Below are 14,436 nucleotides of genomic sequence, written 5' to 3' on the forward strand. Positions count from 1 at the left end.
GATGGCCCAGACCAAGAACACCCGTCGGGTCGCCCCGACCGAGGCCCGCGCCAAGCTGGTCAATGTGCGCATCAGCCCGCAAAAGCTGAACCTGGTGGCCGCCTCGATCCGCGGCATGCCGGTTCAGAAGGCGCTGAACGAGCTGGAATTCAGCCGTAAGCGCATCGCCGGCGACGTCCGCAAGGTCCTGTATTCGGCGATCTCGAACGCCGAGAACAACCACAACCTCGACATCGACAACCTGGTCGTCGCCGAGGCGTTTGTGGGCAAGAACCTGGTGATGAAGCGTTTCGCGAGCCGCGCTCGTGGTCGCTCGTCGCGCATCCTGAAACCGTTCAGCGAGATCACCATCGTGGTCCGCGAAGCCGGCGAGGCCGCCTGATGGGACAGAAAATCAATCCGGTCGGTCTGCGCCTCGGCGTGAACCGCACGTGGGACAGCCGTTGGTTCGCCGCCGGCGCCGACTATTCCCGCCTGCTGCACCAGGACCTGAAGCTGCGCGAGTGGCTGCGGGAACGCCTGTCGGCCGCCGGCGTGTCGCGCATCATCATCGAGCGCCCGCACAAGAAGTGCCGCATCACCATCTATGCCGCCCGTCCGGGCGTCGTGATCGGCAAGAAGGGCGCTGACATCGAGAAGCTCCGCAAGGACATCTCGGCGCGCACCGAAGGTGAAGTTCACCTGAACATCATCGAAGTCCGCAAGCCGGAAACCGACGCTCAGCTGATCGCCGAGAACATCGCGCAGCAGCTGGAACGCCGCGTGGCCTTCCGTCGCGCCATGAAGCGCGCCATGCAGTCGGCCATGCGTCTGGGCGCCAAGGGCATTCGGATGAATGTCTCGGGTCGTCTGGGCGGCGCCGAAATCGCGCGGATGGAATGGTATCGCGAAGGCCGCGTGCCGCTTCACACCCTGCGGGCCGACATCGACTACGGCTTCTACGAAGCCAAGACGACCTACGGCATCATCGGCGTGAAGGTCTGGGTGTTTAAGGGAGAAGTGCTTGAGCACGACCCGATGGCCCAGGACAAGCGTTGGGCCCAGGAAGCCTCGGGTCCGTCCTCGAACGAAGGCCGCGAACGCGGCGGCCCCCGTGGCGACCGCGGTCCGCGTCGCGATCGGGGACGTGAGAACTAAGTCATGTTGCAACCGAAGAAGACCAAGTACCGCAAGGCCTTCAAGGGCCGTATCCACGGCTCGGCCAAGGGCGGCTTCTCGCTGAACTTCGGGTCGTACGGCCTGAAGACGCTGGAACCGGAACGCATCACGGCGCGTCAGATCGAAGCGGCCCGCCGCGCGATCACCCGCCAGATGAAGCGTCAGGGCCGCGTCTGGATTCGCGTCTTCCCCGACCTGCCCGTCACGGGCAAGCCGGCCGAAGTCCGGATGGGTAAGGGCAAGGGCGCTGTGGACTACTGGGCCGCGCGCTGCCACCCGGGCCGCATCCTGTTCGAAATCGACGGCGTGTCGGACGAGGTCGCCCGCGAGGCGCTCCGTCTCGGCGCCGCCAAGCTGCCGGTCCGCACCAAGGTGGTGACCCGCATCGACGCCGGCATCGCCCAAGTTGAGGAAGCCGCCTAATGACCAAGATCGCCGATCTGCGGTCGCAAACGACCGACCAACTGGCCGACGAGCTGCTGAAGCTCAAGAAGGAACAGTTCAACCTGCGTTTCCAGGCGGCCACCGGCCAGATGGAGAAAACCCACCGCGTGGGTGAAGTGCGCAAAGACATCGCCCGCATCTCGACGCTTCTGCGCGAGAAGCGTGCGGCCTCGTAAGGAAACGAATATGCCCAAGCGAATTCTTGAAGGCGTGGTCGTGTCCGACAAGGGCGACAAGACCGTCGTCGTGAAGGTGGAGCGCACCCTGCTGCACCCGCTGCTGAAGAAGACCGTCCGGTCTTCCAAGAAGTATCACGCCCACGACGAAGCCAACGCGCTCAAAGTCGGCGACATCGCTCGCATCGTCGAGTGCGCCCCCAAGTCCAAGTTGAAGCGCTGGGAAGTCCTTTCCAACGCCTCCGCCTCGTAATCAGAAGGATCTGATCTTATGATCCAGATGCAAACTAACCTGGAAGTGGCCGATAATTCGGGCGCCCGCCGGGTCATGTGCATCAAGGTGTTGGGCGGCTCCAAGCGCCGCTACGCCTCGATCGGCGACACTATCGTCGCCTCCGTGAAGGAAGCCATTCCGCGCGGCCGCGTGAAGAAGGGCGACGTCGTGCGCGCCATCGTCGTGCGCACCGCCAAGGACATCCAACGCAAGGACGGCTCGGTCATTCGTTTTGACAAGTCGGCCGCCGTCATCGTCAACAAGCAGAACGAGCCCGTCGGCACGCGGATCTTCGGCCCGGTTCCCCGCGAACTGCGCGCCAAGAACCACATGAAGATCATCTCGCTGGCTCCGGAGGTCCTGTAACCATGGCCGCCAAGATCAAGAAGGGCGACCGCGTCGTCGTCCTCACCGGCAAGGACAAGGGCCGCACGGGCAATGTGCTGAAGGTCCTGCCCTCCGAAAACCGCGTCGTCGTGGAAGGCGTCAACATGGTTCAGCGCCACACGCGTCCGAGCCAGGCTGACCCGCAGGGCGGCATCAAGAACAAGGAAGCCTCGCTTCACCTGTCGAACGTCGCGATCGCCGACGCCAACGGCAAGGCGACCCGCGTCGGCTTCCGGATCGAAGGGGACAAGAAGGTCCGCTTCGCCAAGACGACGGGAGACGTCATCTGATGGCTACCGAGAAGTACACCCCCCGGCTGAAGGCCGAGTATCAGAACCGCATCCGTGCGGAGATGAAGGCCAAGTTCGGCTATACGAACGAAATGCAGGTGCCCAAGCTGGACAAGATCGTCCTGAACATGGGCATCGGCGAAGCCGTCGCCGATTCCAAGAAGGCCAATGCGGCCCTCAAGGATCTGACGGCCATCGCCGGTCAGAAGGCCGTCGCCACCAAGGCCCGTAACTCCATCGCCGGCTTCAAGCTGCGCGAAGGCATGGTCATCGGCGGCAAGGTCACCCTGCGCGGCGACCAGATGTACGAGTTCCTGGACCGGTTCATTACGATCGCGCTGCCGCGCGTGAAGGACTTCCGCGGTCTGAAGGGCACGTCCTTCGACGGTCGCGGCAACTACGCCACCGGTCTGAAGGAACACATCGTGTTCCCGGAAATCAATTACGACCAGATCGACCAGATGTGGGGCATGGACATTGTCGTCTGCACCACGGCCAAGACCGATGAGGAAGCCAAGGCTCTCCTCACCGAGTTCAAGTTCCCGTTCTTGAAGAACTGAGCGGGAAGGGAAGAGCACAATGGCTAAAAAGAGCGCCGTAAACCGCAACGAAGCCGTCAAGGCCCTGGTTGCGAAGTATGCCGCGAAGCGGGCCGCCCTGAAGGCGACCGCCAACGACGAAAACCTGCCGCTTGAGGAGCGCTTCGCCGCGCGCCTGAAGTTGGCTGAACTGCCGCGCAACTCCGCGCCGAGCCGCATTCGCAACCGTTGCGAAGTGACCGGTCGTCCGCGTGCGTTCTATCGCAAGCTCAAGATGAGCCGGATTGCGCTGCGTGAGCTTGGCAACCTGGGACAAATCCCGGGCCTGACCAAGTCCAGCTGGTAAGGGGAGCGAAGAGACATGATGATCAACGATCCCCTGAGCGACATGATCGCTCGCATCAAGAACGCGGCGACCCGCAAGCGTTCCAAGGTGCTGACCCCGGCTTCCCGTCTGCGCCAGCGCGTCCTCGACGTGCTGCAGGACGAAGGCTACATCCGCGGCTACAACCTGGTTCAGAACCCGGGTGAGTTTCCGCAGTTCGAGATCGAGCTGAAGTATTTCGACGGTCAGCCCGTCATCGCCGAGATCGCGCGCGTGTCCAAGCCGGGCCGCCGCGTCTACTCCGCGATCGGCGATCTGAAGCCCGTCAAGAACGGCCTCGGCATCTCGATCCTCTCGACTTCGAAGGGCGTCATGTCCGACGCCGCCGCTCGCGACGCCAATGTCGGCGGCGAAGTCCTCTGCAGGGTCTACTGACATGTCCCGTATTGGCAAGAAAACCATCGCAGTGCCGAAGGGCGTGACGGTCACGCTCGACGGCCAGACCGTCTCGGTGAAGGGTCCGAAGGGCGAACGCTCCTGGACCGTCGCCGAAGAAATCGAAGTCAAGCACGAAGGCGACGAGCTGTCGCTGGGCCTGCGGACCGACACCCAGCGCGGTCGCGCCATGTGGGGTCTGTCGCGCACCCTGGTCGACAACATGGTCACCGGCGTCACCACCGGCTTCGAGAAGTCGCTGGAACTGGTCGGCGTGGGTTACCGCGCCGCGATGAAGGGCAACGCCCTGTCGCTGCAGCTCGGCTTCTCGCATGAAGTCGACATCGACCCGCCGGCCGGCGTCAGCTTTGCTGTTCCGAAGCAGACCGAGATCAAGATCCTGGGCGCGGACAAGCAGGCCGTCGGTCAGATCGCCGCGGTCATCCGCAAGCTGCGTCCGCCGGAGCCCTACAAGGGCAAGGGCGTCCGTTACGCCGGCGAGACCGTGCGTCGCAAGGAAGGCAAGAAGAAGTAAGTCATGGCTCTTTCTCTTCGACAACAAGCCAAGCGCCGCGCCGAGCGCACGCGCCGTCGCCTGAAGGCTGTCGCCAACGGTCGCCTGCGTCTGTCGGTCTATCGTTCGGACAAGAACATCTCGGCCCAGATCATCGACGACGCCCAGGGCGTGACGGTCGTGGCCGCCTCGTCGCTGGAAGGCGGCAGGGGGTCCAAGGGGTCGGACATCGCCGCGGCTACGGCCATCGGCAAGCTGATCGCCGAGCGCGCCATCGAAAAGGGCGTCAAGGACGTCGTCTTCGACCGGGGCGAGTACATCTATCACGGACGGGTGAAGGCGCTGGCGGAAGCCGCGCGTGAAGCCGGCCTGAACTTCTAAGGGACGCGACAGATGGCGCAACAACCCCAACGCGGCGGCGGCGATCGTAATCGCCGCGACCGCAACGCTCCCGCCGCCGCCGAGGCCCCGGAAAGCGACATCATCGAGAAGCTGGTGCACATCAACCGCGTCGCCGCCACCGTTAAGGGCGGCCGTCGCTTCAGCTTCGCCGCCCTGATGGTCGTCGGCGACGGCAAGGGTCGCGTCGGCTTCGGTCACGGCAAGGCGCGCGAAGTGCCGGAAGCCATCCGCAAGGCGACCGAAGAAGCCAAGAAGACGATGATCCGCGTGCCTCTGCGCGAGAACCGCACCCTGCACCACGACGGCAACGGCCGTTGGGGCGCCGGCAAGATCATGATGCGCGCGGCCCCTCCCGGCACCGGCGTCATCGCGGGCGGTCCGATGCGTGCGGTCCTCGAAACCCTCGGCGTCCAGGACGTCGTGGGCAAGTCGACCGGTTCGTCGAACCCCTACAACATGATCCGTGCGACGTTCGAAGCCCTGAAGGTTCAGTCGTCGCCCCGTCAGGTCGCGTCCAAGCGCGGCAAGAAGGTCGCGGATCTGATGGGTCGTCGCAACGACGGCGCCTCGGCGCCCGAAGCCGTGGAGTCCTAAGTCATGGCCGAGAAGAAGACCGTCACCATCAAGCAGATCGGCTCGCCGATCCGCCGCAAGAACGACCAGCGCGCCACCCTGGTGGGCCTGGGCCTGAACCGCATGGGTCGTGAAGCGACCCTGGAGGACACCCCTTCGGTTCGCGGCATGATCGCCAAGGTCCACCACCTGGTGGAAGTGGTCGAGAAGTAAGACTGTTCGCTACGCGAAGTGGCGAGTGATGAGTGGCGAGTGACGAGTAGCCCGGGTGTCGGTTCGACCGATTTCTCTTGACTCGCCACTCATCACTCGCCACTCGCCACTTTCTTTTTTCCAAGCCGAGTCCGGACGAATGTCCGGGCGCTAGCACCCGAAAGGATCAGGCACATGAAACTGAACGAAATCCGCGACAACGAAGGCGCGCACAAGAAGCGCATGCGCGTGGGCCGCGGCCCCGGCTCCGGCAAGGGCAAGACCTCGGGCCGCGGCGTCAAGGGTCAGAAGTCGCGGACGGGCGTCAGCCTGCTGGGCTTCGAAGGCGGCCAGATGCCGCTGTACATGCGCATGCCCAAGCGCGGCTTCAACAATCCCAATGCCCTGAAGCTGGCCGAAGTGAACCTGTGGCGTCTGCAAGACGCCATCGACGCCGGCAAGCTGGACGCCTCGGCCGAGGTCAAGGGTGAAGCCCTGGTCGCCGCCGGCGTGATCCGCCGCGTCAAGGACGGCGTCCGTCTGCTGGGCACCGGTGAAATCAAGGCCAAGCTGAACCTGGTCGTCTGGTCGGCCACGGCCGGCGCCAAGAAGGCCATCGAAGCCGCGGGCGGGTCGGTCGTCGAACAGCGTATCGAAGCCGAAGCCAAGGCTGCGGCCCGCGTCGAGAAGCGCAACGCCGCCAAGGGCAAGGCTCCGGCCCCCAAGGCGCCCAAGGGCGACGCCAACAAGGTCTCGGCCCGCGCCAAGCGCGCCGCTTCCAAGGCCTGAACAACGCGTCGTCGCGGCGCGTATAGGCCGTGGCCTGAATACACCTGCGACGACGAAACAACGGAAGCGGCCCTCGCATGAGGGCCGCTTTCCGCCTATCTGACGACTCAGTCAGTCGTGGGGACGCATAATGGCTTCGGCCGCAGAACAACTCGCCGCCAATATGAACATGGGCTCGTTCGCCAAAGCGACCGAGCTGCACAAGCGCCTGCTGTTCACGCTGGGCGCCTTGCTGGTTTATCGCATCGGCACCTATGTGCCGATCCCGGGCATCAACTCGCAGGCCTTCCTGCAGTTCTTCCAGGACCCCTCGGGTCAGCGCGGCATCCTGGACATGTTCAACATGTTCTCGGGCGGCGCGGTCGAGCGGATGGCCATCTTCGCGCTGAACGTCGCGCCCTATATCTCGGCGTCGATCATCGTGCAGCTGATGGGCACGGTGTATCCGCCCTGGGAGAAGCTGAAGAAGGAAGGCGGGGAGAGCGGCCGCAAGCAGCTGAACCAGTACACCCGCTATCTGACGGTCTTCCTGGCCCTGGCCCAGTCGCTGGGCATCGCGGCGGGTCTGAACGCCCAGCCGGGTCTGGTCGACAATCCGGGGATCTTCTTCCTGGTCTCGACCGTCGTGACCCTGACGGGCGGCACCATGTTCCTGATGTGGCTGGGCGAGCAGGTGACGGCGCGCGGCGTCGGCAACGGCATTTCGTTGATCATCTTCGCGGGCATCGTGGCGGTTCTGCCCTCGACCATCGCCCGGATGCTGGGCCTGGCCCAGCAGGGTCAGATGTCGGCCTTCGCCCTGTTCTTCATCGCCGTTCTGGCCGTGGCGACCGTGGTCTTCATCGTCTTCATGGAACGGGCTCAGCGCCGTCTGCTGATCCAGTATCCGAAGCGCCAGGAAGGCAACCGGATGGCGGGAGGCGAGCGCTCGTTCCTGCCGCTGAAGGTCAACACCGCCGGCGTCATCCCGCCGATCTTCGCCTCGTCCCTGCTGATGCTGCCGACCACAGTGGCCAGCCTGACCGCCAATGCGGACCTGCCGTCCTATCTGGGCTGGCTGCCGCTGGTCACCTCGCAACTGACCCACGGCCAGCCTCTGTTCATGGCCCTGTACGCCGCCCTGATCATCTTCTTCTGCTTCTTCTACACCTCGATCACCTTCAACCCGGAGGATACGGCCGAGAACCTGCGGAAATACGGCGGCTTCCTGCCGGGCATCCGTCCGGGCAAGCGCACGGCCGAATATCTGGACTATGTCCTGACCCGTCTGACGGTGATCGGCGCGGCCTATATCACCGCCGTCTGCCTGCTGCCCGAGTTCATGGTCGCCCAGATGGGCAACAGCCTCTACTTCGGCGGAACGTCTATCTTGATCGTGGTGTCGGTGACGATGGACACTGTGGCCCAGATCCAGTCCCAACTGCTGGCGCACCAGTACGAGGGGCTGATCAAGAAGGCCAAGCTGCGCGGTCGCGGCGGTCGTGGCGCGCCCACGCCCGTCCGTCGCTGAGTTGACTAGAAGACGCCTGGGGAGGACTTGCGCGTGAACTTGATCCTGTTTGGACCGCCGGCGGCGGGCAAGGGGACCCAGGCCAAGCGGCTGGTGGAAGAGAAGGGCATGATCCAGCTCTCCACCGGCGACATGCTTCGGGCCGCCATCGCCTCGGGCTCGGAGCTGGGCCTCAAGGTCAAGGACGTGCTGGCGCGCGGCGATCTGGTGACGGACGAAATCGTCATCGCCCTGATCGAGGATCGTCTGCCGGAGGCCGAGGCCGCCGGGGGCGCCATCTTCGACGGCTTCCCCCGCACCGTAGCCCAGGCCGAAGCCCTGGACGCCATGCTGGCCAAGCGCGGCGCCCAGATCGACGCCGTGGTCCGGCTGAAGGTCGACGACGCCGCCCTGCTGGAGCGGATCGCCAAACGCTACGCCGAACAGGGCCGCCCGGATGACAATCCGGAGACCTTCGCGGTCCGTCTGGACGCCTACAACCGCAACACCGCCCCGCTGCTTCCCTATTATGAAGCCCAGGGCAAGTTGACCGAGGCGGACGGCATGGGCTCGATCGAGTCCGTCGCCAAGGCGATCGACGAAGCCCTGGCGTGACCCAAGTCGTTTTCGGGCGTTTGGGAACGGATGCCTGAAACCGAGATCCAGTCTGACAGAAGGCGCGCCCGCAGACGCTGGCGCGCCTTCGCCGTCTTCGGCGGGGTCGCCGCCGCCGAAATCGCCCTGATCCTGATGCTGGGACAGGTGAAGGGCCGGCCCCCGGCCCCCATGGCGGACGGCCCCCCGCCGTTCGAGGTGCTGCTCTATGATACGCCGCCGCCGATCCTGGAGCGCCCCTCTGCGCCCGAGGCGGGGGGCGCCGGCCGCGCCCTCGCGCATTCACACGCCGCCCAAGCCGCAGCCAGATCGCCCGCGCGAACTGCCGTCGCCGTCGAAGCCGGCGCCCCAGCCCGCCCCAGTCGTGGGCGTCGCGCCTTCCCCCTCGCCGGAACCCGGGTTGGGTCAGGGCGGCCAGGGGACCGGCGCGGGTTCCGGCGTCGGCGCGGGGTCCGGGCCGGGCAGCGGCTCGACGGGGCCGCGCCTGATCACGGGGCCGTCCATGGCCCAGGTCCGCGCCAACCACCCGCGCCAGGCCCGCAGCCGCTACGGCCGAGTCGAACTGTCTTGCCGCATCCGGTTAGACAGCCGGCTGGAAGCCTGTCGCGTGGTGGAGGAGACCCCTGTCGGCCTGGGCTTCGGGGCGGCGGGACTGGCTGTGGCCGACTATTTCCGTTTCCAGCCGCCGACCGAGAACGGGCGTCCCCTCGAGGGGCAGCAGGTGACGGTGGGCGTCGACTTCGGCATTCCCCCGCGTCGCTGATCCACCGCTTCGCAGGGTGGCGGCCTAAGCCCCTTGACCGGAACCCGGTTGCGGCGTTCAACATTGATGCACAGAGGCTGATCGCCGCCGTTCGAGGCGGGTCTGAGTGACGGTTTAGGCGGTGGACCGAAAAAGTCTGGCCGGCAGGGTTGCGCGCAGCCGTTGACGCCCGGTGAATCATCTGTATAAGGGCGCCTTCCCGCGAAGGGCGCCACGCTCCTGGTTTGTTAACCGGAGCGTTTGTTGCGTCTGAATAACGCGTATCTGGAGAATTTCGTGGCCCGTATCGCTGGCGTCAATATCCCGACCAACAAGCGCGTTGAAATCGCGCTTCAGTACATCCACGGCATCGGCCCGGCCGCCGCCAAGGACATCACCGAAAAGGTCGGCATCGAAGCCGCCCGCCGGGTGAACCAGCTGACGGACGCCGAAGTCCTGTCGATCCGCGAGACCATCGACCGCGACTATACGGTCGAGGGCGACCTGCGCCGCGAAACCTCGATGAACATCAAGCGTCTGATGGACCTGGCCTGCTATCGCGGCCTGCGTCACCGCAAGGGCCTGCCGGTCCGCGGTCAGCGCACCCACACCAATGCTCGCACCCGCAAGGGTCCGGCCAAGCCGATCGCCGGCAAGAAGAAGTAAGAGAGAGCTGACCGATGGCCAAGGAACCGGGTCGCGTAAAGCGCCGCGAACGCAAGAACATCACCTCGGGCGTCGCCCACGTGAACGCCAGCTTCAACAACACCATGGTGACCATCACCGACGCGCAAGGGAATGCGATTTCCTGGTCGTCGGCCGGCCACATGGGTTTCAAGGGCTCGCGTAAGTCCACCCCGTACGCCGCCCAGATGGCGGCCGAGGACGCCGGCAAGAAGGCACAGGAACACGGCTTGAAGACGCTGGAAGTCAACGTCTCGGGTCCGGGCTCCGGCCGTGAGTCGGCCCTGCGCGCCCTGCAGGCCGTCGGTCTGACGATCACCACCATCCGCGACGTCACCCCGATGCCGCACAACGGCTGCCGTCCGCCCAAGCGTCGTCGCGTCTAAGCGACACCGCCTAAAGCACCCCCATCTCCGTCGGCTCCACCATGGCCTCGTCGACAAGGCCGGAGCCGACGAAACCCGTTCGAGGGACAAAATGATCGAAAGAAACTGGCAAGAGCTGATCCGTCCCGAGAAGCCGCAGATCGAGATCGGTTCCGACGCCCAGCGTAAGGCGCGTCTGGTGGCCGAGCCTCTGGAGCGCGGCTTCGGTGTGACGCTCGGCAACGCCCTTCGTCGCGTTCTGCTGTCCTCGCTGCAAGGCGCGGCGGTGACGGCGATCCAGATCGACGGCGTGGTTCACGAATTCTCGTCGCTGGAAGGCGTGCGCGAAGACGTGGTCGACATCGTTCTGAACATCAAGCAACTGGCGCTGCGCATGCACGCCGAAGGCCCCAAGCGCATGACCCTGCGCGCGACGGGCCCCGGCGTGGTGACGGCCGGCCAGATCGACGTGCCGGCGGACATCGAGGTTCTGAACCCCGATCACGTCATCTGCACCCTGGACGACGGCGCCTCGATCCGCATGGAGCTGACCGTCCAGAACGGCAAGGGCTATGTGGCGGCCGAGTTCAACCGTCCGGAAGACGCGCCGATCGGCCTGATCGCCGTCGACGCCCTGTACTCGCCGGTCAAGAAGGTGGCCTATCGCGTCGAGCCGACCCGTCAGGGCCAGTCGCTGGACTACGACAAGCTGCTGCTGGAAGTCGAAACCAACGGCGCGGTCACGCCGGTTGACGCTGTGGCTTACGCCGCGCGCATCCTACAAGACCAGCTCCAGATCTTCATCACCTTCGAAGAGCCCAAGAAGGCTGTCGAGCAGTCGGACGGCAAGCCCGACCTGCCCTTCAACCCGGCCCTGCTGAAGAAGGTGGACGAGCTGGAGCTGTCGGTCCGTTCGGCCAACTGCCTGAAGAACGACAACATCGTCTACATCGGCGACCTGATCCAGAAGACCGAGGGCGAAATGCTTCGCACCCCGAACTTCGGCCGCAAGTCGCTGAACGAGATCAAGGAAGTTCTCGCGACCATGGGGCTCAGCCTCGGCATGGACGTGCCGAACTGGCCGCCCGAAAACATCGAAGATCTGGCCAAGAAGTTCGACGACCAGATCTAAGTTCAACCCTCCGCCCGTCTCCTCTCGGGGAGAATGTCGGGGCGGTTAGAAGATTACGAGCCTAGGTCTCCCCAGGAGATACCGGGTTCGGAGTAGGAGAGACCCTGATGCGCCACGGCGCCGCCCATCGTAAACTCGGTCGCACGACCAGCCACCGCACCGCCATGTTCGCCAACATGGCCGCCTCGCTGATCAAGCACGAGCAAATCACCACGACCCTGCCCAAGGCGAAGGAACTGCGTCCCTTCGTCGAGAAGCTGGTCACCCTGGCCAAGAAGGGCGACCTGCACGCGCGTCGTCAGGCCATCAGCCAGGTCCGCGACGTGCCGCAGGTCGGCAAGCTGTTCGAAACGATCGGCCCGCGCTACGCCGAACGCAACGGCGGCTACATCCGGATCATGAAGGCCGGCTTCCGCCACGGCGACAACGCCCCGATGGCCGTGATCGAGTTCGTCGATCGCGACGTCGAAGCCAAGGGCAAGGACTCCGGTCCGGTCCTGGCCTATGAAGGCGACGACGAGGCTTAAGCCTTTCGTCTCTGACGAGACTGAACCGCGAAAGGGCGGCCGGAGCGATCCGGTCGCCCTTTTGCTTTGCGTGGCGATCGGGCAAGAGGCGGCCATGTCTGTCGCGATCGTCGATTTCCGCCCTGACCACGCCGCCGCCTGGGCCCGTCTGAATGAGGCTTGGCTGGCCGAGGGCGGCTTCGCCGTCGAGGCCAAGGACCGGCGCTCCATCGACGATCCGCACGGGGTCTTCATCGCCGGCGGCGGCCGGATCTTCATCGCCGAGCGGGGCGGGGAGGCGGTCGGCTGCTGCGCCCTGATCCGTATTCCGGACGGGTTCGAGGTGTCAAAGATGACGGTGACGCCCGCCGCGCGCGGCCTGGGCCTGGCGCGGCGTCTGCTGGAGGCCTGCGAGGCGGCGGCCCGCGCGGCCAAGGCGACGCATCTGTACCTCGAGACCAACAGCGCCCTGAAGCCGGCCATCGCCCTGTACGAGAGCTTCGGCTTCATCCACCTGCCGCCCCGCCCGACCCCCTACGCCCGCGCCGACGTCTTCATGGAGAAGCGGCTCTAACGGCTGTCAGGGGGGCTTCAGCCCGCCTCCGCCTATTCCTTCGACAGATCCTGACGCTGGAACCAGGCGATAGAGGCTGCGACCGGCGCGACGCACCACAGGACCAGGCTGACCACCGCCTTCATGACCACGCCCTCGGGCAAGGGCATGGGGCCGGGAGCGAGGGCGGCTTTCAAAGTGTCATAGGCCAAGCCGGGCAGCAGCAATTGCGCGGCCCAGTCACTCGGCTCCCAGCCGAGAATGGGCAGCAGCGGTCCCCCGAGGATGGTCTGGGCGAAACCCAGAGCCCAGGGGGCGAACAGGGTCGCCAGCAGGGACCGGCTGACGACCGCCGCCAGTAGGGCGATGAGGCCGTATTGAACGATCCGGATGTAGGACAGAAGCCAGGTCAGAAGGAACTGAACCAGGTCGAAGTCGGACAGGTCGAAGCTCATCGGCCGTCCGGCCACCAGGGCCTGTGTGATGAAGAAGATGAAGGCGGCGATCAGCATGGCCAGCATGGCGATCATGGCCAAGACTTTCATCACCCCGATCTTGCCCAGGATCAGCCAGGGTCGGCCGTTGCGAGCGCTGATCAGTCGCCAGGTCTCCCAGCGGTAGTCGCCGGCGTAGACCGCCGCCGCCGCCAGCAACATGAAGACCAGCAACACGCCGTTGGCGCCGTTGCCGGCCGCAAAGCCGAAGGCCTCGGCCAGATTGACGGGCTGATTGCCCAAGGTCGCGGGCAGATTGGCCTTGGCAGCCAGTGCGTCGCCCTTGGCCTTGGTCATGATCTGGTAGGCCAGCCCGCCGAAGACGAACAGCAGCGGCGTCAGCAGGATGCTGAAGAAGAGCGTCGTCCGGTTCCGCGAGACGCGATAGGCCTCGGATTTCAGCGCATCAACCAGCATGATCGGTCCCCTTGTCGGGCGCGCCCTGTACGCCGGTCCAGCCGGTTTCGCTCATGAAGACGTCTTCCAGGTCGGCGCCGATCCAGCGGGCCTCTTCGATATCGACCCCGGCCTCGACCAAGGCGCGGATGGCCGCCGGCGTCTCGGCGCGGGTTAGAGCGGCGATCAGGGCGTCGCCGTCCAGCGTCGCCTTGTCGCCCAGCACCCCCATGGCCTTGGCGAGCGGGGTGGCCGAAAGGCGCAGACGTTCGCCTGAGGCCGTCAGGTCCGAAACCCGGCCTTCGGTGATCACCTTGCCCTTGTTGAAGATGGCGACGCGATCGCAGACGCGCTGGACCTCCTGAAGCTGGTGGCTAGCCAGGATGACGGTGACGCCGTCGTCGTCGGCCAGGCTGCGGATCAGGGCGCGCATCTCCTGGATGCCGGGCGGGTCCATGCCGCTGGTCGGTTCGTCCAGAATGACGAGGTCCGGCTTGGTCATCAGGGCGGCGGCGACGCCCAGGCGTTGCAGCATGCCGACCGAGAAGCCGCGCACCCGCCGATCCGCCGCCTCGGCCAAGCCCACTCGCTTCAGCCAGGCCTCAATGTCCGAAGACGCGACGCCGCCGTGGGCGTAGCCCAGCCAGACCAGGACCTGACGCGCGGTCATGAAGGGAGGGAAGCGCGGCGTCTCGATCATCGAGCCCATCCGCCGCGTCGCCGCCGGATCGCCGATCTGGCCGCCCATGACCGTCGCCTCGCCCGCAGTCGGGCGGATCAGGCCGAGCAGGGTGCGAAACAGCGTCGACTTGCCGGCGCCGTTGGGGCCGAGGATGCCGTAGACGCCGCCCCGCGGGATCGACAGGGTCAGGCCGTCCAGGGCCTTCACCGTCCCATAGGTCTTGGTCAGGCCGCGGATCTCGATGACGGTTTGCATAGGACGAGCTTGGCGCGAGAACGGC

General features: G+C 65.5%; 25 protein-coding genes. 23 read left to right on the forward strand and 2 right to left on the reverse strand.

Annotated features, from left to right (window positions below; all coding sequences use genetic code 11):
* The first annotated feature begins 1 nt into the window (after position 1).
* The 23 genes from rplV to JMT67_RS01340 all read left to right on the forward strand — a co-directional run bounded on the left by rplV (position 2) and on the right by JMT67_RS01340 (position 12,605).
* Positions 2–382, forward strand: a complete 381-nt coding sequence (gene rplV / locus JMT67_RS01230) for a 50S ribosomal protein L22 (protein ID WP_201462486.1) — start codon at positions 2–4, stop codon at positions 380–382.
* Positions 382–1,137, forward strand: a complete 756-nt coding sequence (rpsC, locus tag JMT67_RS01235; RefSeq protein WP_054765461.1) for a 30S ribosomal protein S3 — start codon at positions 382–384, stop codon at positions 1,135–1,137. Before rplV ends, rpsC begins: the two co-directional genes overlap by 1 nt.
* Positions 1,138–1,140: 3 nt before the next feature.
* Positions 1,141–1,581 (forward strand): 50S ribosomal protein L16, encoded by a 441-nt coding sequence (gene rplP / locus JMT67_RS01240; protein WP_054765462.1) that lies wholly within the window; start codon positions 1,141–1,143, stop codon positions 1,579–1,581.
* On the forward strand, positions 1,581–1,778 hold the full coding sequence (gene rpmC, locus JMT67_RS01245) for a 50S ribosomal protein L29 (RefSeq protein WP_054765463.1): 198 nt from the start codon (positions 1,581–1,583) through the stop codon (positions 1,776–1,778). Before rplP ends, rpmC begins: the two co-directional genes overlap by 1 nt.
* Before the next feature lie 10 nt (positions 1,779–1,788).
* Positions 1,789–2,031 carry a 30S ribosomal protein S17 gene (gene rpsQ, locus JMT67_RS01250; RefSeq protein ID WP_201462487.1) on the forward strand — a complete coding sequence of 81 codons (243 nt, stop codon included), beginning with the start codon at positions 1,789–1,791 and terminating at the stop codon, positions 2,029–2,031.
* 18 nt (positions 2,032–2,049) lie between these two features.
* Complete coding sequence (gene rplN, locus JMT67_RS01255; RefSeq protein WP_003164378.1) at positions 2,050–2,418, forward strand: 50S ribosomal protein L14; 369 nt, start codon at positions 2,050–2,052, stop codon at positions 2,416–2,418.
* 2 nt (positions 2,419–2,420) lie between these two features.
* On the forward strand, positions 2,421–2,729 hold the full coding sequence (rplX, locus tag JMT67_RS01260) for a 50S ribosomal protein L24 (protein WP_054765465.1): 309 nt from the start codon (positions 2,421–2,423) through the stop codon (positions 2,727–2,729).
* Positions 2,729–3,289, forward strand: coding sequence for a 50S ribosomal protein L5 (gene rplE / locus JMT67_RS01265; RefSeq protein WP_054765466.1), 561 nt, complete (start codon positions 2,729–2,731; stop codon positions 3,287–3,289). The genes rplX and rplE overlap by 1 nt, the downstream gene beginning before the upstream one ends.
* Positions 3,290–3,308: 19 nt before the next feature.
* Positions 3,309–3,614: a 30S ribosomal protein S14 gene (gene rpsN / locus JMT67_RS01270; protein ID WP_054765467.1), complete on the forward strand. Its 306-nt coding sequence runs from the start codon at positions 3,309–3,311 to the stop codon at positions 3,612–3,614.
* A 15-nt stretch (positions 3,615–3,629) separates the two neighbouring features.
* The gene (gene rpsH / locus JMT67_RS01275; protein WP_054765468.1) at positions 3,630–4,028 is read left to right on the forward strand and encodes a 30S ribosomal protein S8; all 399 of its coding nucleotides are present in this window, start codon (positions 3,630–3,632) and stop codon (positions 4,026–4,028) included.
* Between the two features lies 1 nt (position 4,029).
* Positions 4,030–4,563 carry a 50S ribosomal protein L6 gene (gene rplF, locus JMT67_RS01280; protein WP_054765469.1) on the forward strand — a complete coding sequence of 178 codons (534 nt, stop codon included), beginning with the start codon at positions 4,030–4,032 and terminating at the stop codon, positions 4,561–4,563.
* Positions 4,564–4,566: 3 nt separating this feature from the next.
* A complete protein-coding gene (gene rplR, locus JMT67_RS01285; RefSeq protein WP_183215851.1) occupies positions 4,567–4,923 on the forward strand; it encodes a 50S ribosomal protein L18 in 357 nt (118 codons plus the stop codon).
* Positions 4,924–4,935: 12 nt separating this feature from the next.
* A complete protein-coding gene (rpsE, locus tag JMT67_RS01290) occupies positions 4,936–5,538 on the forward strand; it encodes a 30S ribosomal protein S5 (RefSeq protein ID WP_183215849.1) in 603 nt (200 codons plus the stop codon).
* 3 nt (positions 5,539–5,541) lie between these two features.
* Complete coding sequence (gene rpmD / locus JMT67_RS01295) at positions 5,542–5,730, forward strand: 50S ribosomal protein L30 (RefSeq protein ID WP_054765472.1); 189 nt, start codon at positions 5,542–5,544, stop codon at positions 5,728–5,730.
* 174 nt (positions 5,731–5,904) lie between these two features.
* Complete coding sequence (rplO, locus tag JMT67_RS01300) at positions 5,905–6,498, forward strand: 50S ribosomal protein L15 (RefSeq protein WP_201462488.1); 594 nt, start codon at positions 5,905–5,907, stop codon at positions 6,496–6,498.
* A 130-nt stretch (positions 6,499–6,628) separates the two neighbouring features.
* The gene (gene secY / locus JMT67_RS01305; protein WP_182713952.1) at positions 6,629–8,008 is read left to right on the forward strand and encodes a preprotein translocase subunit SecY; all 1,380 of its coding nucleotides are present in this window, start codon (positions 6,629–6,631) and stop codon (positions 8,006–8,008) included.
* 33 nt (positions 8,009–8,041) lie between these two features.
* Positions 8,042–8,602 (forward strand): adenylate kinase, encoded by a 561-nt coding sequence (locus tag JMT67_RS01310; RefSeq protein ID WP_054766908.1) that lies wholly within the window; start codon positions 8,042–8,044, stop codon positions 8,600–8,602.
* Positions 8,603–9,104: 502 nt separating this feature from the next.
* Positions 9,105–9,365 carry an energy transducer TonB gene (locus JMT67_RS01315; protein WP_201462489.1) on the forward strand — a complete coding sequence of 87 codons (261 nt, stop codon included), beginning with the start codon at positions 9,105–9,107 and terminating at the stop codon, positions 9,363–9,365.
* A 276-nt stretch (positions 9,366–9,641) separates the two neighbouring features.
* Positions 9,642–10,010, forward strand: coding sequence for a 30S ribosomal protein S13 (gene rpsM / locus JMT67_RS01320; RefSeq protein WP_054766909.1), 369 nt, complete (start codon positions 9,642–9,644; stop codon positions 10,008–10,010).
* Between the two features lie 14 nt (positions 10,011–10,024).
* Positions 10,025–10,414, forward strand: coding sequence for a 30S ribosomal protein S11 (gene rpsK, locus JMT67_RS01325; RefSeq protein ID WP_054765476.1), 390 nt, complete (start codon positions 10,025–10,027; stop codon positions 10,412–10,414).
* A gap of 91 nt (positions 10,415–10,505) precedes the next feature.
* Positions 10,506–11,525, forward strand: a complete 1,020-nt coding sequence (locus JMT67_RS01330; RefSeq protein WP_054765477.1) for a DNA-directed RNA polymerase subunit alpha — start codon at positions 10,506–10,508, stop codon at positions 11,523–11,525.
* A 107-nt stretch (positions 11,526–11,632) separates the two neighbouring features.
* On the forward strand, positions 11,633–12,052 hold the full coding sequence (gene rplQ / locus JMT67_RS01335) for a 50S ribosomal protein L17 (RefSeq protein WP_054765478.1): 420 nt from the start codon (positions 11,633–11,635) through the stop codon (positions 12,050–12,052).
* A 94-nt stretch (positions 12,053–12,146) separates the two neighbouring features.
* On the forward strand, positions 12,147–12,605 hold the full coding sequence (locus tag JMT67_RS01340) for a GNAT family N-acetyltransferase (protein WP_201462490.1): 459 nt from the start codon (positions 12,147–12,149) through the stop codon (positions 12,603–12,605).
* A gap of 32 nt (positions 12,606–12,637) precedes the next feature.
* Here JMT67_RS01340 and JMT67_RS01345 read toward each other — a convergent pair whose 3' ends face one another.
* Together JMT67_RS01345 and JMT67_RS01350 are read right to left on the reverse strand one after the other, a co-directional pair.
* Entirely contained in the window at positions 12,638–13,495 is an 858-nt protein-coding gene (locus JMT67_RS01345; RefSeq protein WP_201462491.1) for an ABC-2 transporter permease, read from the reverse strand.
* Positions 13,485–14,411, reverse strand: a complete 927-nt coding sequence (locus JMT67_RS01350; RefSeq protein ID WP_191558355.1) for an ABC transporter ATP-binding protein — start codon at positions 14,409–14,411, stop codon at positions 13,485–13,487. The genes JMT67_RS01345 and JMT67_RS01350 overlap by 11 nt, the downstream gene beginning before the upstream one ends.
* Positions 14,412–14,436: the final 25 nt, after the last annotated feature.

Origin of the sequence: Brevundimonas aurantiaca (assembly GCF_904830995.1) — a bacterium.
Classification (GTDB): Bacteria; Pseudomonadota; Alphaproteobacteria; order Caulobacterales; family Caulobacteraceae; genus Brevundimonas; species Brevundimonas aurantiaca.